Origin of the sequence: Streptomyces puniciscabiei (assembly GCF_006715785.1) — a bacterium.
Classification (GTDB): Bacteria; Actinomycetota; Actinomycetes; order Streptomycetales; family Streptomycetaceae; genus Streptomyces; species Streptomyces puniciscabiei.
In genome coordinates, this window is record NZ_VFNX01000001.1 from 5,873,334 (window position 1) to 5,893,752 (window position 20,419).

Consider the following 20,419-nt stretch of genomic DNA (forward strand, 5'->3'; position numbering starts at 1 on the left):
CTTTGGTAGCTCCCGCTCACATCTCGAACGACTCGTGATGGATGCGGCCGGCGGGGACTCCCGCGCCGCGCAGTGCCTCGTACACCGACTGCGCGAACCCGGGCGGGCCGCACATGAAGACATCGTGGCGGTCGATGTCCGGGATCTTCCGCTCCAGGTTCTCCGCGGAGATGTCCGGCCGCTCCCCGTCCGGGCTGTTCACCGCGTACATCAGCCGGGCGCCCCGCTCATCGGCGATCTTCGCCAGCTCGTCCCACAGCGCCAGGTCCTGGGTGCTGTTGGCCCGGTACAGCAGGGTGATGTCCCCGGCCGCGCCGGGCAGCGTCTCGAACAGCGCCCGCATCGGCGTGATGCCGACCCCGCCCGCGACCAGGAGCACCTTGCCCCGGCTGCGGCGCTGCGCGGTGAGCGCGCCGTACGGGCCCTCGGCCCACACCCGGGTACCGGGCGTCAGCTCGCGCAGCCGCTCGCTGTGGTCGCCGATCGCCTTCACCGTGATCCGCAGCATGTCCGGGCGGGGCGCCGCCGACAGCGAGTACGGGTGCGAGCTGAAGCGCATGCCCGGCGCGAGGAACCGCCAGCGGAAGAACTGGCCCGCCTCCGCGCCCATCCGGTGCAGCTTCCGCCCGCCGATCAGCACGGACACGATGCCCGGCGTCTCCTCGATGACCGCCTCGACCCGCATCCGGTGCCGGAGGTTCAGCCGGATCGGGGTGAGGATCCGGTACCAGATCAGCAGGGCGGTGACCGTGCCGTACAGGCCGTACCAGAAGGTCTTCGCCATGGGCTCGACCGCGAAATCGTTGCCGGTGGTGATCTGGTGCCAGAACGTCAGGAACACGGCCGCGTACGTCATCAGGTGCACGTGGTACCAGGTGTCGTACGGCATCCGGCGGCGGACCACGCCGATCGACGTCAGCCCGATCAGCACGAACAGGCCGGCGCCGATGGCCGCCTTGCCCATGTCGGGCAGCTGGTTGATGGAGTCGATGGTCTGCTGCACGATGTCGCCGAGGGACTTGCCCGCCTGCAGCGCGTACCCCCACATGGTGAGGAACACGTGCGCCAGGATCAGGCAGAGCGTGTACCGGCCGCTCATCGCGTGCCAGCGCGCCACCCGGTCCGAGCCGACCCGCCGCTCCAGCGCCGGGACGCGGGCCATCTGCAGCACGACCAGCGCCATCAGATAGCCGGCCAACAGGCCGGTGATCCGGCCCGCGTTGAGGATTCTGCCGTTGTTGTCGGCGATGGACGGCGTGTTGTGCCACCAGAGCCACAGCACGGCCGCCGCGCCCGCCCAGACGGCGAGCAGCAGCGGTACGGCCGGGCTGCGGCGCGGGCGGATGCGGCGCATCGTCTGTCGGCGGGCGGCACGTCCGCCTGCGAGCGTGGTGGACACGGTTCCTCCGTGGGGACTTGACCCTTGGCCCACAGATACGCGCCGCGTGCGCCGAGCGTTCAGCGGGCCGGCCTCACAGTCCAGCGGAATCCAGCGCGGACTGTAGTGACTGCTTGTATCCGGTGCTGGTGTACGTGGCGCCCGACACCATGTCGATGTCCGCGCTCTGCGCCGCCAGTGCCTCGCGCCGCAGCTGGGGCAGCGCGTAGCTGTTGATCTCCTGGTCGCGCGGGTTGTCCGACGGGTACTGCACCGCCGTCACGTCCGTGAGCCTGCCGCTCACGATCGTCACCCGCACCTGGACCGGGCCCCAGCGGGTCTGCACGGTGTCGCCGGTGGCGGTCCTGGAGCCGGTCTTCGTACTGGAGGAGGAGCCGCTCGACGAGCCCGAGCCGCTCGACGGGGCCGAACTGCTCGACACGGAGGGCGACTTGGTGTCGGCCGTGGCCAGCACGGGGCTCGTGTGCGGCTTCAGCGAGAGCAGCAGCACCATCCCGGAGACGGTCGCGGCGCTCGCCAGCACGATGCGGCGCAGGGGACGGCTCTTCTTCAACGCGTGCACGTCGACAACCTCACAGCTCGAACGACTCGTGGTGGATACGGCGGTCCGGGACCCCGGCCGCCCGCAGTGCCTCGTACACGTCCTGCGCGAAGCCGTGCGGCCCGCATATGTAGACGTCGTGGCCCGCGAGGCCCGGGAAGGTGGCGCGCAGCGACTCCGCCGTGATGGCCGGGTGCTCGCCCTCAGGGCCGTTGAGCGCGTACAGCACCTGTGCGCCGCGCCAGCGGGCGATCGCCTCCAGCTCCGCGCCGAGCGCCAGGTCCTCGGTACGGCGCGCCCGGTACAGCAGAGTGACCTCGCCGGGCAGCGTCTCGAACAGCGCGCGCAGCGGGGTGATGCCGACGCCGGCCGCGATCAGCAGGGAGTGGTGGCTGGTGGCCCGGTCGGCGGTCAGCGAGCCGTACGGGCCCTCCGCCCACACCCGGGTGCCGGGCCGCAGCAGGGCGACGGCCGCGCTGTGGTCGCCCAGCGCCTTGACCGTGATGCGCATCAGATCCGGGCGCGGCGGCGCCGACAGGGAGTACGGCGTCGAGGTCCAGCGCAGGCCCTCGCCGAGGAACCGCCAGCGGAAGAACTGCCCCGCCCGCGCCCCCAGCTCGTCCAGGTGCCGCCCGCGTACGACGACCGAGTACACACCCGGTGCCTCCCTGTGCACCGAGTCCACACGCAGCTGGTGGCGCCGGTTGAGGCGGACCGGGGCGAGCACGCGGAACCACAGCACCAGGGCAGCGACGCCCAGGTAGAGCGCGTACCAGACGGCGGTGGCGACCGGCTTGCCGTTGAACTCGTTCCCCAGCGTCAGCTGGTGGAAGAAGGCCAGGAAGACGGCCGCGTACGTCAGCAGGTGGACGTAGTACCAGAACTCGTGGCTCGTGCGGCGGCGCACGGCCCGGGCCGAGGTGATGCCGACCGCGAAGAGGATCACCGTGCCGGTGGTGGCCTTCAGCATGTCCGGATAGTCCAGGACGACGGTCACCGCCTCGTGCCAGAGCGAGGCCCGGTCCTGGGCGGCGTACCCGGTGAGGATCAGCACGATGTGCGCTACGAGCAGGCAGACCGTGTACCGGCCGGCCATCGCGTGCCAGCGGGCCACCCGGTCCGAGCCGATCCGCCGCTCCAGCAGCGGCACCCGCGCCATCAGGCCGACCAGCACCGCGCAGGCGTACCCGCACAGCAGCCCGGCGATCCGCCCGGCGCCGGTCAGCCAGCCGGCCGTACCGACCACGGATCCGGTGTCCGCCCACCAGAGCGCGACCACGGCCGCCGCCCCGGCACACAGCGCGGCCAGCACGGGCCCCGCGGGGGAGCGCCGCGCGGTCACGGGCGGGGCCGCCCGCCGCACATCCACGGTGGTCATCAGTCGCCGTCCCTTCGTCCGTCGTACCGGGCCACTGTGCGGCGGAAAGCTCTGAGCGACCTCTGAGAAAGGCCCTGACCAGGCCCTTTCAGAGCGGACTGAGAGCGGGTTCTCATCCTGTGCTCAGCGGCACGGTGAGGGCACTCAGAGAAAACTCAGAGGGGAGGCGGTCCCTCGCACCCCTCTTCAGGGGTGATGCTGGAAGGCGCGATGAACACCACCCGTTCCGGCCGCCCGGCCCTCACCCGACCCGACGGCACCCGCGTGCGCGTCCTCGTCGTCGACGACGACCCCGACCTCGCGGAGGTCCTCACCGGCGCCCTGCGCTACGAGGGCTGGGAGGTGCGCGCCGCCGGGGACGGCGCCTCCGCCCTCACCACCGCGCGCGAGCTGCTGCCCGACGCCGTCGTCCTGGACGTGATGCTCCCGGACACCGACGGCTTCACCGTGCTGCGCCGGCTGCACGAGGTGAAGCCCGACGTCTGTGTGCTCTTCCTCACCGCCCGGGACGCGGTCGAGGACCGGATCGCGGGCATCACGGCGGGCGGTGACGACTACGTCACCAAGCCCTTCAGCCTGGAGGAGGTCGTGGCCCGGCTGCGCGGCCTGCTGCGCCGCGCGGGCATGGCCCGGCAGCAGGAGGAGGGGCCCCGGCTGGTCGTCGGTGACCTGGTGATGGACGAGGAAGCCCGCGAGGTCAGCCGGGCCGGCGAACTGATCGAACTCTCGCCCACCGAGTTCGAGCTCCTCCGCTTCCTCATGCGCAACCCGCGGCGCGTGCTCAGCAAGGCGCAGATCCTCGACCGGGTCTGGTCCTACGACTTCGGCGGCCGGGCCCATGTGGTCGAGCTGTACATCTCCTACCTGCGCAAGAAGGTCGACGCGGGCCGCGAGCCCATGATCCACACCGTGCGCGGCGCGGGCTACGTCCTGAAACCGGTGGCCAAGTGAGCCGCCTGCACCTGCGTGACCGTCTGTCCCGGCTGCCCCGCCCCCGCACCCTGCGCGCCCGGCTCACCGCCGGCCTGGTGGTGCTGCTCGCGATCAGCTGCGCCGCGGTCGGCGCGGCCGCCGTCGTCGAGCTGAACGGCTTTCTCACCCGCCGGCTCGACCAGCAGATCCTGCAGGCCGGACCGGCCTTCCCGCAGAGCCTGGAGCACGGCACCTACCAGCCCGCGAAGCCCTCGGACCAGGACGGCGACGAGCACGGCGACACCCGCCGCCAGGCCGCCGAGACGTTCGGTGCCCGTCTGCTGGACGGCCGGGTCACCAACGCGGCCGTGGTGCCCGCCGGCGACCGGCAGGACCCTCGGATCACCCTGACCGCCGCGGACCGCGCGGCCCTGGCCAGGCTTCCGGTGGACGGCCGGGGCCACACCGTGTGCCTGTCGCACCTGCACGGCTACCGGCTGATGGCGTGGCGGGGCAAGGATGGCGACGTCCTGGTGACGGGCCTGCCGACGGAGCCGGTACGGGCCGCGGTTACCCGCCTCGAACTGGTCGCCGTGGTCGTCCTCGGCCTGGCCCTGACCGTCGCCGGGGTGGCCGGGGCGCTGTGGGTCCGCTGGTCGCTGCGCCCGCTGAGCCGGGTCGCCGCGACCGCTACCCGGGTCAGCGAGCTGCCCCTGGCCAGCGGTGAGGTGGCGCTGCCGCCGCGCACCCCGGACCTCGACCCGCGCAGCGAGGTCGGCCAGGTGGCGGCGGCGTTCAACCGCATGCTCCGGCACGTCGAGGACGCCCTGACCAAACGGCACGCCAGCGAGGAGCGGCTGCGCCGCTTCGCCGCCGACGCCAGCCACGAGCTGCGCACCCCGGTCGCCTCGATCCGCGGCCATGCCGAGCTGGCCCTGCTGCACCCCGGCCCGGTACCGCCGGAGGTCACCCGCGCCCTGCAGCGCATCACGGCCGAGTCCGCCCGCATGGGGGAGATGGTCGACGACCTCCTGCTGCTCGCCCGCCTCGACGCGGGCCGCCCCCTGGAACGCCGGCCCGTCGACCTGACCCACCTGGTCCTGGACGCGGTCACCGACGCCCGCGCCACCGGCCCGGACCACCGCTGGACCCTGGACCTGCCCGAGGACCCGGTGACGGTCCCGGGCGACGCCCACCGCCTCCAACAGGTGTTGGCCAACCTGTTGGCCAACGCTCGTGTGCACACACCCGTTGGCACCAAGGTGACCGTGACGCTCGAGACCGGCACCGACGCGGCCGTCCTGTCCGTCCACGACGACGGACCCGGCGTTCCCGAGGACGTCCAGCCCGGCGTCTTCGAACGCTTCACCCGGGCCGAACACCGCCGCCCCACCGGCACCTCCGGCTCCGGCACGGGCCTCGGCCTGTCGATCGTGGCGGCGGTGGCAGAGGCGCACGGGGGGACGGTGGGGCTGGAGAGCAGACCGGGATCCACCACGTTCACGGTGCGGCTTCCGGCGAGCTGAGCCCTTCAGTACCGGGTGACGGCAGTGGGCCCGTCCACCGTCCCGATGGCCATGTGCGGCTTCTGCCCCGGTTCCGCCCACTGCAGGATCCGCTGCATCGCGTCCTCCGGCACCGACACACACCCGGCCGTCGCCGCCTGCCCGTTCACGTGGAGGAAGATCCCGGCCCCTCGCCCCCGTACGGGCTGGTCGTAGTTGAACCCGATGACGAGGCCGTACGCGTACTGAGTCGAGTATGAGATGAGGTGCTCGGACTCGGAGGCGCGGCAGTCGGCGGGCAGCGGATCCACCCAACGGTTGTACGCCGCCGCGTCGTTGTCCTGGCACCACCAGGAACTCTCCTTCACCGCCCGGTACTCGACGCGCGTCCCGCTCGGTGCCGCCTTGATCCCGAACCCGAAGGGAAGGCCGTACAAGCCGGTCGGTGTCGTGTTCGTGCCCTGCTGCCGCGCGGCCCCCTCCACCAGCCCGTTCGCTCCGAAGCGGGCCGGTGCCGAACCGGCCTGCACCCACTGCCCGTCCTTCAGGTCCCACCAGGTGACCGTCCCCGATGTCGAGCCGGTAGCCGGTGCCTGAGCGATGATCAGCTGGCCGCCTCCGCCGGTGTCCGCCATCTGCGCGGGCAGCGGCACGGGCCCGGGACCCGGTGCGACACCGAGCAGCCCGAGCGAGGAGGCGGACACGAGGGCGAGCACGACACCGGGGCGCATGGCTCAGACGGTAGACGGCGGCAGCGGCAACGGCAGCCCGGGTAGTCCGTCCAGGCTCGTCGCGACATGCTCCTTCTTCTCGAAGTACGCGTTCAGCGTGACGTCGTCCTCCCGCGCGAAACGCCTCTCGTGCAGGTCGCGGTCGCTCTCGTACGCCATGTAGGGGACGGCGTACCCGCAGGTGTCCCGGAGCAGTTCCGCGTGGACGACGATGATCGCGCGCAGCCCGTGCAGGCTCGGGTCGATGCCGGGGAAGTGGGTGAGGAGCTCCTCGAACCGCGGGTCGTCCCGGAAGACGGGCTCGCCCCGGCCGTGCACGCGCACGATGTTCGGCGGGCCCTGGAAGGCGCACCACATCAGGGTGATCCGGCCGTTCTCCCTGAGGTGCGCGATGGTCTCGGCGTTGGACCCGGCGAAGTCCAGGTACGCCACGGTCAGTTCGTCGAGCACGGCGAAGGAGCCCTTGAGGCCCTTGGGGGAGAGGTTGACCGTGCCGTCGCCGGACAGCGGGGCGGTCGCGGTGAAGAAGAGGGGCTGCTCCTCGATGAACGTCCGGAGCCTGCCGTCGATGCGCTCATAGGTCTTTCCCATGTCTGACGAGTATCGGCGCAACTCCTTCGGCTGTCTAAGGAATTCACGGAGGAGTCCGCCACTCGGACCCACCGGGGCCGCCCCGGCCGGCGCCGGCCGGGGCGGCCTGGGCTGCCTGCTACCTCACTTCGTGAGGGTGCAGGCGGCCAGGGAGTCCAGTCCGGTGGGCCTGGTGGTGGTGCGGCCGATGGCGATGGCGATGCGGTCGATGGTGGAGGTCCGCTTGTCCTTGAGGGGGCCGAGGATGGCGTTGTTGACGAAGTTGGGTCCGCCTTGGCCGACGGTGGTTTGCAAACGCTTGTTGGCTTCCTGGATCTGGGTCTGCAGGAGGGTGAGGTTGCGGTCGACCTCGGCCTTGGCGGAGGCGGGGACGGCCGGGAGCTCGGCGGCGACGTCCGGGCAGGTGATCGTGCCGACTCCGGCTCCGGAGGCGCCTCCGGCCGTCGTGCTCGCTCCGGCGCCCGACTGCGGGCTCGCGCCCGTGCCCGCCGCGCCGGCCCCGCCGCCCGCCGCGCCGGCGCCGCCCGCCGTGCCGGTCCCGCCCGCCGCGCCCGTGCCGCTCGCGTTCAGCGTGCAGGCGGCCAGGGAGTCCAGTCCGGTGGGCCTGGTGGTGGTGCGGCCGATGGCGATGGCGATGCGGTCGATGGTGGAGGTCCGCTTGTCCTTGAGGGGGCCGAGGATGGCGTTGTTGACGAAGTTGGGTCCGCCTTGGCCGACGGTGGTTTGCAAACGCTTGTTGGCTTCCTGGATCTGGGTCTGCAGGAGGGTGAGGTTGCGGTCGACCTCGGCCTTGGCGGAGGCGGGGACGGCCGGGAGCTCGGCGGCGACGTCCGGGCAGGTGATCGTGCCGGGGCTCGCCAGCGTGCGTGCCTGCGCCGCGCCGCCGCTCTTGGCAGGTGTTCCGGCGAGGGCGGAGCCCGCGATCACCGCGCCGGACAGCGCCACGGCCGCGGCCCCGCCGATGACCGCCACGCGACGCTTGTTGTACTTCGGAAGAGCCCTGGACATACGGATGCCTCACTCGGTCGGGAAGTGTCGTGGGTTACCAACGCGGCGCCTGCGTTCACCGAGCAGTACGGGAAAGCGGTTTCCCGCGTTCAAAGACCCTCGCGATTGACGAATCATGCAGAGCTCTGCATACTCATGCATGACAGCAGGTGCAGTGTGAGGAGAAACCCGTGACCGAGCGCGTCGTACTCGCCTATTCGGGCGGCCTGGACACCTCCGTCGCCATCGGCTGGATCGCCGAGGAGACGGGCGCCGAGGTCATCGCCGTCGCGGTGGACGTCGGCCAGGGCGGCGAGGACCTGGACGTCATCCGCAAGCGCGCCCTCGCCTGCGGCGCCGTCGAGGCCGAAGTGGCCGACGCCAAGGACGAGTTCGCCGAGGAGTACTGCCTCCCCGCGATCAAGGCCAACGCCCTCTACATGGACCGCTACCCGCTGGTCTCGGCCCTCTCCCGGCCGGCGATCGTCAAGCACCTGGTCGCCGCCGCCCAGAAGCACGGCGCCACGACCGTCGCCCACGGCTGCACCGGCAAGGGCAACGACCAGGTGCGCTTCGAGGCCGGCATCGTCGCCCTCGCCCCCGACCTGAAGTGCATCGCCCCGGTCCGCGACTACGCCATGACCCGGGACAAGGCGATCTCCTTCTGCGAGGCCAAGCAGCTCCCGATCGCCACCACCAAGAAGTCCCCGTACTCCATCGACCAGAACGTCTTCGGACGCGCCGTCGAGACGGGCTTCCTGGAGGACATCTGGAACGCCCCGGTCGAGGACATCTACGAGTACACCGCCAACCCGGCGCAGCCCCGCGAGCCCGACGAGGTGATCATCACCTTCAAGGAGGGCGTCCCGGTCGCCGTCGACGGGAAGCCGGTCACCGTCCTGCAGGCGATCCAGCAGCTCAACGAGCGCGCCGGCGCCCAGGGCATCGGCCGGATCGACATGGTCGAGGACCGTCTCGTCGGCATCAAGTCCCGCGAGGTCTACGAGGCTCCCGGCGCGATCGCCCTGATCACCGCCCACCAGGAGCTGGAGAACGTCACCGTCGAGCGCGAACTGGCCCGCTACAAGCGGCAGGTGGAGCAGCGCTGGGGCGAACTCGTCTACGACGGCCAGTGGTTCTCCCCGCTCAAGCGCGCCCTGGACGGCTTCATCAACGAGGCCAACGAGCACGTGACCGGCGACATCCGGATGACCCTGCACGGCGGCCGCGCGGTCGTCACCGGCCGTCGCTCCGAGTCGTCGCTCTACGACTTCAACCTCGCCACCTACGACACCGGCGACACCTTCGACCAGTCCGCGGCCAAGGGCTTCATCGACATCTACAGCCTGTCGTCGAAGATCGCGGCCCGGCGTGACCTGGCCTGAGTACGGTTCGTCCATCCACCCTCTCTCTAGGAGCAGCGCAAGTGAGCAGCAACAGCGGTGACGTACGGCTCTGGGGCGGCCGTTTCGCCGACGGTCCTGCCGAGGCCCTGGCGAAGCTGTCCGCGTCCGTCCACTTCGACTGGCGGCTCGCGCCGTACGACATCGCCGGTTCGCGTGCCCACGCGCGCGTGCTGCACAAGGCCGGCCTCCTCACCGAGGACGAGCTGCAGCGCATGATCGCCGGGCTGGACCAGCTGGAGGGCGACGTCGCGTCCGGCGCGTTCGTCGGCACCATCGCCGACGAGGACGTGCACACCGCCCTGGAACGCGGTCTCCTGGAGCGCCTCGGCCCCGACCTGGGCGGCAAGCTGCGCGCGGGCCGCTCGCGCAACGACCAGGTGGCGACCCTGTTCCGGATGTACCTGCGCGACCACGCGCGGATCATCGGCGGCCTGATCGCCGACCTCCAGGACGCCCTGATCGGCCTGGCCGAGGCGCACCCGGACGTCGCCATGCCGGGCCGCACCCACCTGCAGCACGCCCAGCCGGTGCTCTTCGCCCACCACGTCCTCGCCCATGTGCAGTCGCTGTCCCGGGACGCCGAGCGCCTGCGCCAGTGGGACGAGCGCACGGCCGTGTCCCCGTACGGATCCGGCGCCCTCGCCGGCTCCTCCCTCGGCCTGGACCCGGAGGCGGTCGCGCGGGACCTCGGCTTCGAGCACGGCAGCGTCGGCAACTCCATCGACGGCACGGCCTCCCGTGACTTCGTCGCCGAGTTCGCCTTCATCACCGCGATGATCGGCGTGAACCTCTCCCGGATCGCGGAGGAGATCATCATCTGGAACACGAAGGAGTTCTCCTTCGTGACCCTGCACGACGCGTTCTCCACGGGCTCGTCGATCATGCCGCAGAAGAAGAACCCGGACATCGCCGAGCTGGCGCGCGGCAAGTCCGGCCGCCTGATCGGCAACCTGACGGGCCTGATGGCGACCCTCAAGGCCCTCCCGCTGGCCTACAACCGCGACCTCCAGGAGGACAAGGAGCCGGTCTTCGACTCCTGCGACCAGCTGGAGGTCCTGCTCCCCGCCTTCACCGGCATGATCGCCACCCTCACGGTCAACCGCGAGCGCATGGAGGAGCTGGCCCCGGCCGGCTTCTCGCTCGCCACCGACATCGCCGAGTGGCTGGTCAGGCAGGGCGTGCCGTTCCGCGTGGCGCACGAGGTCGCGGGGGAGTGCGTCAAGGTCGCCGAGGCCGAGGGCAAGGAACTGGACGACCTCACGGACGAGCAGTTCGCGAAGATCTCCGCCCACCTCACCCCCGAGGTCCGCACGGTCCTCAACGTCCCCGGCGCCCTCGCCTCCCGCAACGGGCGGGGCGGTACGGCCCCGAGCGCGGTCGCCGTGCAGCTGACGGAGGTCAAGGCGGACGTGGCCGCCCAGCACGCGTGGGCGACGGCCAAGCACGTCTGAGAGACCGTACGAGTACACGAAGGGCCCGGACATCCCGTCCGGGCCCTTCGTGCTGCCCGGGGCCGCTCGGGCCACGGACTCGGGCAGCAGGCAGGGCCACGGACTCGGGTAACAGATGAGATTCGGCCACTGGCCGAAACCTTGACGGCCGGATACGCGGAGGTAACTATTCCGCCTACCGGTCGGCATTGCCGAACGCCGGTCGATCATCGTCGAGCATGAAAGGGACGTCATGCGCGCCAGACGTACACGACGGACAGCCCGCCTCCTCGCCGTCACCGCGGCGGCCGCGCTCTGCGCCCTCGGCCTCACGACCTCCGCGAGCGCCGCAGACACCCCGCCACCCGGCGCCAACAACTGGTCCTGCAAGCCGGACTCGGCCCATCCGCAGCCCGTGGTCCTGGTCAACGGCACCTTCAAGACCTCGTACGAGAACTGGCTGACCCTCTCGCCCGACCTCGTCGGCGCCGGATACTGCGTCTTCTCCTTCGACTACGGCGACCTGGAGACGGCCCCGATCCCGGACTCGGCCGCCCAGCTGCGCGACTTCGTGAACGCCGTGCTCGGTGCGACCGGCGCCAGGAAGGCCGACATCGTCGGCCACAGCCAGGGCGGCATGATGCCCCGGTACTACGTGAAGTTCCTCGGCGGCGCGACCAAGGTGGACGACCTCGTCGGCATCGTCCCCTCCAACCACGGCACCACCAACCCACTCGCGCTCGCGGCCGGCGCCACCGTCTGCCCCTCCTGCGTCGACCAGACCGCCGGCTCGGACTTCCTGAAGAGGCTCAACTCCGCCCCGGAGACGCCGGTCGGCCCGGACTACACGGCGATCGCCACCAAGAACGACGAGGTCGTGCTGCCTTACACCAGTGCCTTCCTCGACGGCCCCGCCTCCTACGTGACCAACGTGCTGCTCCAGGACCGCTGCCCGCTCGACACCACCGAGCACGACCAGGCGCCCAAGTCCCCGCTCGTCGAGCAGTGGGTCCTCAACGCCCTGGGGCGGAAGGGACCGGCCGACCCCGCCTTCGTGCCACGCTGCGTCAGCACGGGCTGAACCGCCCGCGGCTGGGTACATTGGAGGCCCTCAGCCGATCGTGCAGGGAGCCCCCATGCCGTTCAGCCGCCTGGCCGCCGCGACCACGCCCACCGCGCACCTCGGCCTCGGTCTCGCCGCCGTCGGCCGTCCGGGCTACATCAACCTCGGCCGGGAGGACGACCTCCCGGCCGAGCGCACCGTGGACGCCCTGCGCACCCGCACCATCGAACTCCTCGACGCCGCCTACGCCCAGGGCGTGCGCTACTTCGACGTGGCCCGCTCCTACGGCCGTTCGGAGGAGTTCCTCGCCGACTGGCTGAACGCCCGCCCCGACATCGACGACGTGGTCGTCGGCAGCAAGTGGGGCTACACCTACACCGCCGGCTGGTCGGCGGACGCCGAGACGCACGAGGTCAAGGACCACAGCCTCGCCGCGTACGAGCGGCAGCGCGCCGAGACCGACGCCGTGCTCGGCGACCGGCTCGACCTCTACCAGATCCACTCGCTGACGCCGGACAGCCCGGCCCACACCGACAAGGATCTGCACGCCCGGCTCGCCGAGGCCGCCGCCCAGGGCCTGACCATCGGCTTCTCCACCAGCGGCCCCGCCCAGGCGGACGTGATCCGCGCCGCCCTCCAGGTGACCACCGACGGCGAGCCCCTCTTCCGTACCGTGCAGTCGACGTACAACGTGCTCGAGACCTCGGCGGCCCCCGCGCTCGCCGAGGCGCACGACGCCGGGCTCACCGTGATCGTCAAGGAGGGCATGGCCAACGGGCGGCTGGCCGCGCCGCAGGCTCCGGAGGCGCTCAGGGCCGTCGCCGAGGAGGCCGGTCTCGGCTGCGACGCGGTGGCCCTCGCCTGGATCCTGTGCCGGCCCTGGGCGGGCGTCGTGCTCTCCGGCGCCGCGACGGTCACCCAGCTCGTCTCCAACCTCCACGCTCCCGCGGTCGACCTGGACGAGGACCAGCTGACCCGCCTCGCCGCGCTCGCCGAGGACCCGCGCGCCTACTGGGAGCGGCGCGGACAGCTGCCCTGGCACTGAGCGTCCCTGGTCCGACCAGGCGTCTCTGGCCCGACCAGCCACTATGAGCCATGCATGCCCAGTGTGAGACAAAGATGTCTCACATGGGCTACCCTTGTCTCATGGCTCTCGACCGTGACCAGGTGCTGCGCAGCGCGGCCGCCCTGCTGACCCGCAAATCCACCGCGACCATGGACGAGGTCGCCAAGGCCGCCGGGATCAGCCGGGCGACGCTGCACCGTCACTTCGCCGGGCGCGACGCTCTCGTACGGGCGCTGGAGGCGCTCGGCATCGAGGAGTGCGAGGCGGCGGTGGACCGGGCCCGGCTGGACGAAGGGCCGGCGGGCGAGGCGGTGCGGCGGCTGGTGCGCGAGATCCAGCCCGCCGCCGGACTGCTCGCCTTCCTCTACGGCGAGAGCCAGCTGTGGGAGGGCGAGCGGCTGAGCGACGGCTGGCCCCGCCTGGACACCCGCATCGGAGCGGTGTTCCAGCGCGGACAGCAGGCCGGCGAGTTCCGCATCGACCTCACCCCGGTCTGGCTCACCGAGGCGCTGTACGGACTGATCGCCTCGTGCGCCTGGGCCACCCTGGACGGCCGCGTAGCCGCCCGGGACTTCCCGACGATGGTCGCCGAGCTGCTGCTCGGCGGCGCGCTACGAAGAGAGGAATCATGACCAGCACCCTGCAGCCGGCCGCGACGGCGGAGGCGGTGACGCGCCCGGGCCGCTGGCTCGCGCTCTCCGTCCTCGTCCTGGCCGTGCTGCTGGTGGCCGTCGACGCCACCGTCCTCGGCCTGGCGACCCCCTACATCAGCGAAGACCTGAACCCCTCCGGCACCCAGCTCCTGTGGATCGGCGACGTCTACTCCTTCGTCATCGCCGGTCTGCTGGTCTCCATGGGCAGCCTCGGCGACCGCATCGGCCGCAAGCGGATCCTGCTCGGCGGCGCCACGGCGTTCGGCGCGATATCCGTGCTCAACGCCTACGCCACCACACCGGAACTGATGATCCTGGCACGGGCGCTGCTCGGCGTCGCGGGCGCGACCCTGATGCCCGCCACCCTCGCCCTGATCCGCAACCTCTTCCACGACCCGCGCGAGCGCAGCCTGGCCGTCGGCATCTGGGGCGCGACCGCCTCCGCCGGCACGGCCGTCGGCCCGATCACCGGCGGTTTCCTCCTCGAGCACTTCTGGTGGGGTTCGGTCTTCCTGATCAACCTGCCGGTGATGGCGGTCCTGGTCCTGGTCGGCATCCGCACCCTGCCCGAGTCCCGCAACCCGAACCCGGGCCCCTGGGACGTGAGCAGCGTCGTCCTGTCACTGGTCGGCATGATCGCCGTCGTGTACGCGGTCAAGGAGGCCGCCACGCACGGGTTCACCCGGCCGGTGCTCGCCACGGCACTGCTCGGCGCGACGGCCCTCTACGGCTTCGTCCACCGTCAGCTCACCATGCCGACCCCGCTGCTGGACATGCGGCTGTTCGGGCGCCGCGGCTTCAGCGGGGCGGTCCTCGCCGACCTGCTCACCGTGCTCGGCATGTCCGGCCTGGTGTTCTTCCTCTCCCAGTATCTGCAACTCGTCCAGGGCAGGCGCCCGTTCGAGGCGGGCCTGGCCGAACTGCCCGCCGCGGTCGGCGCGGTGGCGGCCGGTCTGATCGCGGGCCGCGCGGCTCGCCGCTTCTCGGTCCGCGCGGTGGTCTCGGGCGGCCTCGCGGCGGTCGGCCTGGCCCTGGCCGCGCTCACCGCAGTCGGCCGGTCCACCGGCTACCCCGTCCTCGGGGCCGCGCTCCTGGTCGTGGGCATCGGCGCCGGCCTCTCCTTCACGGTCACCGCCGACGTGATCCTCTCCAGCGTGCCCAAGGAACAGGCAGGCGCCGCCTCGGCGGTCTCCGAGACGGCGTACGAACTGGGCGCGGCCCTCGGCATCGCCCTGCTCGGCTCCATCGTCACGGGCACCTACCGCGACTTCACCGGCCCGGCCGGCACCCCGGCCCAGGCACACGAATCACTGGGCGCGGCAGTGCAGGCGGCAACAAAAATGCCCCCGCACACGGCGGAGGCACTCCTGACCGCGTCCCGGGAGTCCTTCGTCCACGGCCTGCACCTGGCCTCGGGCGCGGGAGCGGCGGTCCTGCTGGGAACGGCGATTGCGGCGTGGTTCCTGCTGAAGGGGCAGAAGCTGGAAGGAGCCGGGTGAGTGAAGCGCTCCGAAAGGGGCGCGGGGCTGTATCGATGTGCGGCTCCGCGGCGTGGGCGCGACCAGCACCCACGCAGCCGCACCCGAAAACCGGCCGAACTGCCAGGGCGCTAGGCGGCCTTCGCCTTGGTCGCATACATGTCCACGTACTCCTGCCCCGACAACCGCATGACCTCGGCCATCACGGAGTCGGTGACCGCCCGCAGCACATACCGGTCCCGGTCCATCCCCTCGTACCGGGAGAACTCCATCGCCTCACCGAACCGCACGGTCACGCGGCCGGGCCGCGGCATCCCCGCCCCGCCCGGCTGCAGCTTGTCCGTGCCGATCATCGCGAAGGGGACCACAGGCGCGCCCGTCATCAGCGTGAGGCGGGCGATGCCGGTACGGCCCCGGTAGAGGCGGCCGTCGGGAGAACGCGTGCCCTCCGGGTAGATGCCGAAGATCTTGCCCTCCTCGAGGACGCGCCGCCCGGTCATGAGCGCCGCCACACCACCGCGCCCGCCGTCGCGGTCCACCGGGATCATGCCGACACCCGTGAAGAACCACGCCATCAGCCGCCCCTTGAGGCTCTTGCCGGTGACGTACTCGTCCTTGCCGATGAAGAAGACCTGCCGGTCGCACACGAGCGGCAGGATCATCGAGTCGATGAAGGTGAGGTGATTGCCGGCCAGGATCACCGGGCCGTCCCCCGGGATGTGCTCCACGCCCTCCACCTGTGGGCGGAACATCAGGCGCATGATCGGTCCGAGCACTGCCTTGATGAGCGCGAAGCGGGACAACGGGTCCTCCGATGTCGAGGGGTCGATATGAGTCTGTGCAGGTGAGGACATTACTCGCGGCCCCGGGCGCGGCGCACATCGGGTACGGCCGGTTCACCGAGGTCTTACGAAGTGTTGACCGGGGTTTACCTGCGGTGACGTCTCGGGGACGCCCCGTAACACCGCTGAGACGGTGTGACGCAGATCGCGCGAAGCCCTCACCCACTCGGCTGCCAGGGCCCCCGCCGCCGAGGCGACGGGCCGTCACCACCCGCCTCCCACAGGACATACCGCGTCACCCGGGTGTTCCGTCGGGGTCCTCCCTTCGGTCATGTGCGCGCCCCTACGATCGGCCCGCATGCACGAGCGGACGGCAGGAGGGGCGCTGATGGGCGGCGACCAGGCGAACGAGCAGACGGCGAACGAGAAGACCCAGGGCACCGGGCGGCGGGCGCTCCTCGGCGCTGCGGTGTTCGGCGCGGGCGGAGCGGTGCTCGGGCTGCCCGGCGCGGCCGAGGCCGCCGGGACCCGGTCGGCCGTACCGGGCGGCCGGGGTCTGAAGAGCCTGCCGGTCCCGACGGTCATCGGCCACCGGGGCGCCAGCGGCTACCGCCCCGAGCACACCTTCGGCTCGTACAACCTGGCCCTGGACCTCGGCGCCGACGTCGTCGAGGCCGGCGACCTGGTGCCCACCAAGGACGGCCATCTGGTCTGCCGGCACGAGCCGGAGATCGGCGGCACCACGGACGTCGCCTCGCACCCGGAGTTCGCCGACCGCAGGACCACCAAGATGCTGGACGGCGTCGCGACGACCGGCTGGTTCACCGAGGACTTCACGCTCGCCGAGCTGAAGACGCTGCGCGCGGTCGAGCGGATACCGGCCAACCGGCCGCACAACACCCTCTACAACGGGCGCTGGGAGATCCCCACCTTCGAAGAGGTCCTGAAGTGGCAGGACGAGCAGACCCGCAAGCGGGGCAAGCAGGTCTGGATCTACCCCGAGACCAAGCACCCCACCTACTTCCGCAAGCTGGGCCTCGGCCTGGAGGAACGGGTGGCGAAGCTGCTGCGCAAGTACGGCAAGGACGGCCGGAACTCGCCCGTCGTCCTGCAGTCCTTCGAGCCCACCAGCATCCAGAAGCTGAACCAGCTGGTCGACAACCCGCTCGTCGTGCTGCTCTCCACGGCGGACAGCCGCCCCTACGACTTCGTGGAGGCCGGCGACCCGCGCACGGTCGCCGATCTGATCACGCCCAAGGGCCTCAGGGAGATCGCCGGCTACGCCCAGGGCATCGGCCCGACCCTGGACCTGATCATCCCGAAGGACGCGAACGGCAACCTCACCCGGCCGACGCCCCTGGTCTCCGACGCGCACAAGGTGGGCCTGATCCTGCACCCCTACACCATGCGCAACGAGAACCCCTTCCTCCCGGCCGAGTACCGCAAGGGCAGCGCGGCCGACGGCTACGGCGACCCCTTCGGCGCCTTCAAGACGTACTTCGCGACCGGCATCGACGGTGTCTTCACCGACAACGCCGACACCGGCCTGCTCGCCCGCGCCGACTTCCTGGCCGGCTGAGCACGTCAACCGATAGTCCTGTTGTCACTCCGTTCGGGGTGACTGTGCGCCGCCCCGGAAACCTCCCCCCGGGGCGGCGCGTCGTTCCGCATATGACGCACGAGTTGGTAGCCGCCCTGGGCCCGCTGCTCACCGCCGAGGCCTCGGCCGAGGCATATGCGGCCGGGAGCGAGCCGGGCGACCTGGAACAGGCCGTCTGGCTCCGCCTGCTGGAGCGGCTGGAGAGCGACGGGCCGCCGCCGGACCCCCAGGGCTGGCTGCGCAGGGCCGTCCGCGCCGAGGCCCGCCGCAGCCGCCGTACCACCCGCCGGGAGCGCCCGTACGGAACCGAGCCGGCCGACGAGGCCCGCACCGACCCCGAGAGCCACGTCCTCACGGCCGCCCGGTACCGCGCGCTGCGTGACGCGGTGGGCCGGCTGCCCGGCCGCTGCCCCCGGCTCATCGAGGCCCTGCTGTCCCCGAAGGACCTGACATACCGGGAGATCGCAGGGGAGTTGGGTATCTCACAGGGCAGTCTTGGCCCGGAACGCTCCAGATGTCTGGGATGTCTGCGCCGATTGCTCACGCCGGAGGTTGCGGCCCGCGAAGTGCGGGGATAGGAGTGAGGGACGACAGGTGATCAGGTGAGCGGGAGGCGTGCGCACATGGGCATGAGCGTGACCATCTCGGTGGCGACCGAGCAGGACGCGGAGCAGATCTTCCGGCTCCAGTACCTGTGCTTCCAGAGCGAGGCGGCGCTGTACGGCAACTACCGCATCGACCCGCTCGTCCAAACACTGGACTCCGTCCGCCAGGAGGTCGCCTCCGACTGCGTCTTCGTCGCCCGGCTCGGCGAGGAGGTGGTCGGCTCGGTGCGCGGCAAGGTCACCGAGGACGGCGCCGCCGACATCGGCAAGCTCTGTGTCCACCCCCGCCTGCAGGGCCACGGCATCGGCGCGCGGCTGCTGCGCGCGGCCGAGGCGGCGCTGGCCGAGGAGCGCGGCGCCACCCGCTTCCGCCTCTTCACCGGCCACCGCAGCGAGGGCAACCTCCGCCTGTACCGCCGCTCGGGCTACGAGACGGTGGGCCGCTCCAAGGGCGCCGACGGAGTGGAACTGATCATCCTGGAGAAGCAGGCGGGGGCTTACGCGGCTACTGCCTGACGGTGGTGTCCCGCGTCCTCCGCAACCAGTACATGGCGGAGACCGGCAACAGCACGGGAATGAAGATGTACCCCGCCCCGTAGTACGACCACACGGTCGTGTCCGGGAACGCCGAGCGGTCGACCAGCGTCCACGTGCCGACGATCAGCACACCCGCGAGCTCGGCGGCGCAGCACACCAACGCCGCCCGCCGGGCCGTCTCCCCGCCCCGGATCAGCGTGTACGTGATGAACCCGTACACCAGGCCCGCCACCGCCGACAGCGCGTAGGGCAGCGGCGCCCGGCCGAACTCCGTGCTGATCTGGTACGCGGAACGCGACACCGCGCCGACCACCATCACGCCGTAGAACCAGACGAGCAGCATGCCCGGCCCGCTGATCAACCGGGTCGGCTTCTCCTCCACCGCCGTCACCTCAGCCTCCCCAGATGTCATAGAGCCGCACCTCCAGCACGGCCAGCACCACACCGCCCGCGGCCACCGTCACCGAGCCCCACCGGGTCCGCTCGGCCAGGGACATGAACCCCGCAGCCGGAACGCAGGCGAACGCGCCCAGCAGATACGCCACGAAGATCGTCGTGCCCTGGGCCGGCTTCTCGCCCCGCGCCAGCTGCACGATCCCGACCACCAGCTGGATCACCGCCAGCAGCGACACCACGGCCATGCCGATGAAGTGCCAGTCCTTGGTCGGCTGGTCCCGGTGGGCGGCCCAGCCGCACCAGGCGGCGAGCAGCAGCGCGGCGACCCCGGTCACCAGCGTCAGGGCATTGAGCATGCCGTGACCTTATTACGGCCGAAACGGGCGCCGGCCCCCGGCCCCGCCCGCGAGCCATGGGGTCTAGACCACATCGTAGGGTCTGGGCATGACGATCCACGCGCACGCCCTCCTGTTCGACAACGACGGCACCCTCGTCTCCTCCCTCGACTCCGTCGAGCGCTGCTGGACCCGCTGGGCCCGCGAGTACGGCATCAGCGCCGAGGAGTTCGGACGCGTGGCACTGCACGGGCGGCCCGCCGCCGAGATAGTCGCCGACCTGCTGCCCGCCCACCTGGTCCCGGAGGCGGTCGCCCGGGTCGAGCAGCTGGAGGTGGACGACGTGCCCGGCGGCGGCGTACGGCTGCTGCCCGGCACGCGGGACTTCCTCGACTCGCTGCCCGCCGAGGTCTGGGCCGTCGTGACCTCCGCCACCCGGCGGCTCGCCGAGGCCCGGCTGGACGCCGTCGGCATCCTGCCCAAGACGCTGATCGCCGCCGACGACATCACGCGCGGCAAGCCCGACCCCGAGCCCTATCTGCTCGCCGCCCGGCGGCTCGGCGTCGACCCGGCCCGCTGTGTCGTCTTCGAGGACGCCCCCGCCGGCCTCCAGGCGGGCCGGGCCGCCGGAATGACCACCGTGGCGTTGGCCACAACCCACCGCGCGGACGAGCTCGACGCCGACCTCGTGGTGGAGGACCTGTCGGCCCTGTCCGCACTGGTCACCGACGGGGGCGTGGAGATCTCCGTCCGCGGCTGAGTCCCAGGTCCGGGCTGTCCGCCGCTGTCCACTATCCGGACAGCGGCGACCGGTCAGGACCGTGGGTCTGGTTTACTGATCGCATGACCACGACGAGCTGCCGCACCCTTGCGACCGAGGCGACCATGACGCCCGGTGCTCGTTGTATGTGTCGCCTGATGTGCCGAATGTGAGCCTTCCAGAGGGCCCCCGCATCAGCTGAGCCATGAGGGTTCCCCCGCTCGAGCGAAGCCGGGAGTGGGGGAGCCCCGAAGCGAGAGCCGT

The 20,419-nt window shown here is 71.5% G+C and carries 21 protein-coding genes; 12 read left to right on the plus strand and 9 right to left on the minus strand.

Features of this window, described 5'->3' with window-relative positions; genetic code table 11:
• Positions 1–16: 16 nt before the first annotated feature.
• The 3 genes from FB563_RS27215 to FB563_RS27225 form a co-directional block, all read right to left on the minus strand.
• On the minus strand, positions 17–1,399 hold the full coding sequence (locus FB563_RS27215; protein ID WP_055704026.1) for a ferredoxin reductase family protein: 1,383 nt from the start codon (positions 1,397–1,399) through the stop codon (positions 17–19).
• Positions 1,400–1,472: 73 nt separating this feature from the next.
• Positions 1,473–1,961, minus strand: coding sequence for an FMN-binding protein (locus tag FB563_RS27220; protein ID WP_055704027.1), 489 nt, complete (start codon positions 1,959–1,961; stop codon positions 1,473–1,475).
• A 10-nt stretch (positions 1,962–1,971) separates the two neighbouring features.
• Complete coding sequence (locus FB563_RS27225) at positions 1,972–3,318, minus strand: ferredoxin reductase family protein (protein WP_055704028.1); 1,347 nt, start codon at positions 3,316–3,318, stop codon at positions 1,972–1,974.
• 210 nt (positions 3,319–3,528) lie between these two features.
• Between FB563_RS27225 and FB563_RS27230 the strand changes: the two genes are divergently transcribed.
• On the plus strand, positions 3,529–4,269 hold the full coding sequence (locus tag FB563_RS27230) for a response regulator transcription factor (RefSeq protein ID WP_055704039.1): 741 nt from the start codon (positions 3,529–3,531) through the stop codon (positions 4,267–4,269).
• Positions 4,266–5,756, plus strand: coding sequence for a sensor histidine kinase (locus tag FB563_RS27235; RefSeq protein WP_234357569.1), 1,491 nt, complete (start codon positions 4,266–4,268; stop codon positions 5,754–5,756). The genes FB563_RS27230 and FB563_RS27235 overlap by 4 nt, the downstream gene beginning before the upstream one ends.
• Before the next feature lie 5 nt (positions 5,757–5,761).
• Here FB563_RS27235 and FB563_RS27240 read toward each other — a convergent pair whose 3' ends face one another.
• The 3 genes from FB563_RS27240 to FB563_RS27250 form a co-directional block, all read right to left on the minus strand.
• Positions 5,762–6,466: a L,D-transpeptidase family protein gene (locus FB563_RS27240; protein WP_055704029.1), complete on the minus strand. Its 705-nt coding sequence runs from the start codon at positions 6,464–6,466 to the stop codon at positions 5,762–5,764.
• 3 nt (positions 6,467–6,469) lie between these two features.
• Positions 6,470–7,057: a pyridoxamine 5'-phosphate oxidase family protein gene (locus FB563_RS27245; protein WP_055704030.1), complete on the minus strand. Its 588-nt coding sequence runs from the start codon at positions 7,055–7,057 to the stop codon at positions 6,470–6,472.
• Between the two features lie 123 nt (positions 7,058–7,180).
• Complete coding sequence (locus FB563_RS27250) at positions 7,181–8,065, minus strand: hypothetical protein (protein ID WP_208766312.1); 885 nt, start codon at positions 8,063–8,065, stop codon at positions 7,181–7,183.
• A 170-nt stretch (positions 8,066–8,235) separates the two neighbouring features.
• Between FB563_RS27250 and FB563_RS27255 the strand changes: the two genes are divergently transcribed.
• From FB563_RS27255 to FB563_RS27280, 6 genes are all read left to right on the plus strand, one after another.
• Positions 8,236–9,429, plus strand: a complete 1,194-nt coding sequence (locus tag FB563_RS27255; protein ID WP_055706275.1) for an argininosuccinate synthase — start codon at positions 8,236–8,238, stop codon at positions 9,427–9,429.
• Between the two features lie 41 nt (positions 9,430–9,470).
• Entirely contained in the window at positions 9,471–10,901 is a 1,431-nt protein-coding gene (gene argH / locus FB563_RS27260) for an argininosuccinate lyase (RefSeq protein WP_055706276.1), read from the plus strand.
• A 232-nt stretch (positions 10,902–11,133) separates the two neighbouring features.
• Positions 11,134–11,961, plus strand: coding sequence for an alpha/beta fold hydrolase (locus tag FB563_RS27265; RefSeq protein ID WP_055706277.1), 828 nt, complete (start codon positions 11,134–11,136; stop codon positions 11,959–11,961).
• 55 nt (positions 11,962–12,016) lie between these two features.
• Positions 12,017–12,988: an aldo/keto reductase gene (locus tag FB563_RS27270; protein WP_055706278.1), complete on the plus strand. Its 972-nt coding sequence runs from the start codon at positions 12,017–12,019 to the stop codon at positions 12,986–12,988.
• Positions 12,989–13,089: 101 nt separating this feature from the next.
• Positions 13,090–13,641 (plus strand): TetR/AcrR family transcriptional regulator, encoded by a 552-nt coding sequence (locus FB563_RS27275; protein ID WP_055706279.1) that lies wholly within the window; start codon positions 13,090–13,092, stop codon positions 13,639–13,641.
• Positions 13,638–15,161, plus strand: coding sequence for an MFS transporter (locus FB563_RS27280; RefSeq protein WP_055706280.1), 1,524 nt, complete (start codon positions 13,638–13,640; stop codon positions 15,159–15,161). The genes FB563_RS27275 and FB563_RS27280 overlap by 4 nt, the downstream gene beginning before the upstream one ends.
• Before the next feature lie 110 nt (positions 15,162–15,271).
• On the opposite strand, the gene FB563_RS27285 is transcribed toward FB563_RS27280, so the two are convergent.
• Positions 15,272–15,943, minus strand: coding sequence for a lysophospholipid acyltransferase family protein (locus FB563_RS27285; protein ID WP_055706281.1), 672 nt, complete (start codon positions 15,941–15,943; stop codon positions 15,272–15,274).
• A gap of 367 nt (positions 15,944–16,310) precedes the next feature.
• Here FB563_RS27285 and FB563_RS27290 point away from each other — a divergent pair, with 367 nt between their 5' ends.
• The 3 genes from FB563_RS27290 to FB563_RS27300 all read left to right on the plus strand — a co-directional run bounded on the left by FB563_RS27290 (position 16,311) and on the right by FB563_RS27300 (position 18,643).
• Positions 16,311–17,501 (plus strand): glycerophosphodiester phosphodiesterase, encoded by a 1,191-nt coding sequence (locus FB563_RS27290; RefSeq protein WP_055706282.1) that lies wholly within the window; start codon positions 16,311–16,313, stop codon positions 17,499–17,501.
• Positions 17,502–17,593: 92 nt separating this feature from the next.
• Positions 17,594–18,100: an RNA polymerase sigma factor gene (locus tag FB563_RS27295; RefSeq protein WP_055706283.1), complete on the plus strand. Its 507-nt coding sequence runs from the start codon at positions 17,594–17,596 to the stop codon at positions 18,098–18,100.
• A 45-nt stretch (positions 18,101–18,145) separates the two neighbouring features.
• The gene (locus FB563_RS27300; protein WP_055706284.1) at positions 18,146–18,643 is read left to right on the plus strand and encodes a GNAT family N-acetyltransferase; all 498 of its coding nucleotides are present in this window, start codon (positions 18,146–18,148) and stop codon (positions 18,641–18,643) included.
• Here the strand turns inward: FB563_RS27300 and FB563_RS27305 are convergent.
• Positions 18,633–19,076, minus strand: coding sequence for a hypothetical protein (locus FB563_RS27305; RefSeq protein WP_199832818.1), 444 nt, complete (start codon positions 19,074–19,076; stop codon positions 18,633–18,635). The genes FB563_RS27300 and FB563_RS27305 overlap by 11 nt on opposite strands.
• Entirely contained in the window at positions 19,057–19,416 is a 360-nt protein-coding gene (locus FB563_RS27310) for a hypothetical protein (RefSeq protein WP_055706286.1), read from the minus strand. The genes FB563_RS27305 and FB563_RS27310 overlap by 20 nt, the downstream gene beginning before the upstream one ends.
• Positions 19,417–19,504: 88 nt before the next feature.
• On the opposite strand from FB563_RS27310, the gene FB563_RS27315 reads away from it, so the two are divergent.
• Positions 19,505–20,155, plus strand: a complete 651-nt coding sequence (locus tag FB563_RS27315) for an HAD family hydrolase (protein WP_055706287.1) — start codon at positions 19,505–19,507, stop codon at positions 20,153–20,155.
• Positions 20,156–20,419: the final 264 nt, after the last annotated feature.

Coding starts and splice junctions, on each gene's coding strand:
- FB563_RS27300 (WP_055706284.1), top strand. CDS start 18,146: ATGGGCATGAGCGTGACCATCTCGGTGGCGACCGAGCAGGACGCGGAG.
- FB563_RS27265 (WP_055706277.1), top strand. CDS start 11,134: ATGCGCGCCAGACGTACACGACGGACAGCCCGCCTCCTCGCCGTCACC.
- FB563_RS27270 (WP_055706278.1), top strand. CDS start 12,017: ATGCCGTTCAGCCGCCTGGCCGCCGCGACCACGCCCACCGCGCACCTC.
- FB563_RS27280 (WP_055706280.1), top strand. CDS start 13,638: ATGACCAGCACCCTGCAGCCGGCCGCGACGGCGGAGGCGGTGACGCGC.
- FB563_RS27240 (WP_055704029.1), bottom strand. CDS start 6,466: ATGCGCCCCGGTGTCGTGCTCGCCCTCGTGTCCGCCTCCTCGCTCGGG.
- FB563_RS27310 (WP_055706286.1), bottom strand. CDS start 19,416: ATGCTCAATGCCCTGACGCTGGTGACCGGGGTCGCCGCGCTGCTGCTC.
- FB563_RS27305 (WP_199832818.1), bottom strand. CDS start 19,076: ATGACATCTGGGGAGGCTGAGGTGACGGCGGTGGAGGAGAAGCCGACC.
- FB563_RS27275 (WP_055706279.1), top strand. CDS start 13,090: ATGGCTCTCGACCGTGACCAGGTGCTGCGCAGCGCGGCCGCCCTGCTG.
- FB563_RS27315 (WP_055706287.1), top strand. CDS start 19,505: ATGACGATCCACGCGCACGCCCTCCTGTTCGACAACGACGGCACCCTC.
- FB563_RS27250 (WP_208766312.1), bottom strand. CDS start 8,065: ATGTCCAGGGCTCTTCCGAAGTACAACAAGCGTCGCGTGGCGGTCATC.
- FB563_RS27245 (WP_055704030.1), bottom strand. CDS start 7,057: ATGGGAAAGACCTATGAGCGCATCGACGGCAGGCTCCGGACGTTCATC.
- FB563_RS27290 (WP_055706282.1), top strand. CDS start 16,311: ATGGGCGGCGACCAGGCGAACGAGCAGACGGCGAACGAGAAGACCCAG.
- FB563_RS27230 (WP_055704039.1), top strand. CDS start 3,529: ATGAACACCACCCGTTCCGGCCGCCCGGCCCTCACCCGACCCGACGGC.
- FB563_RS27225 (WP_055704028.1), bottom strand. CDS start 3,318: ATGACCACCGTGGATGTGCGGCGGGCGGCCCCGCCCGTGACCGCGCGG.
- FB563_RS27295 (WP_055706283.1), top strand. CDS start 17,594: ATGACGCACGAGTTGGTAGCCGCCCTGGGCCCGCTGCTCACCGCCGAG.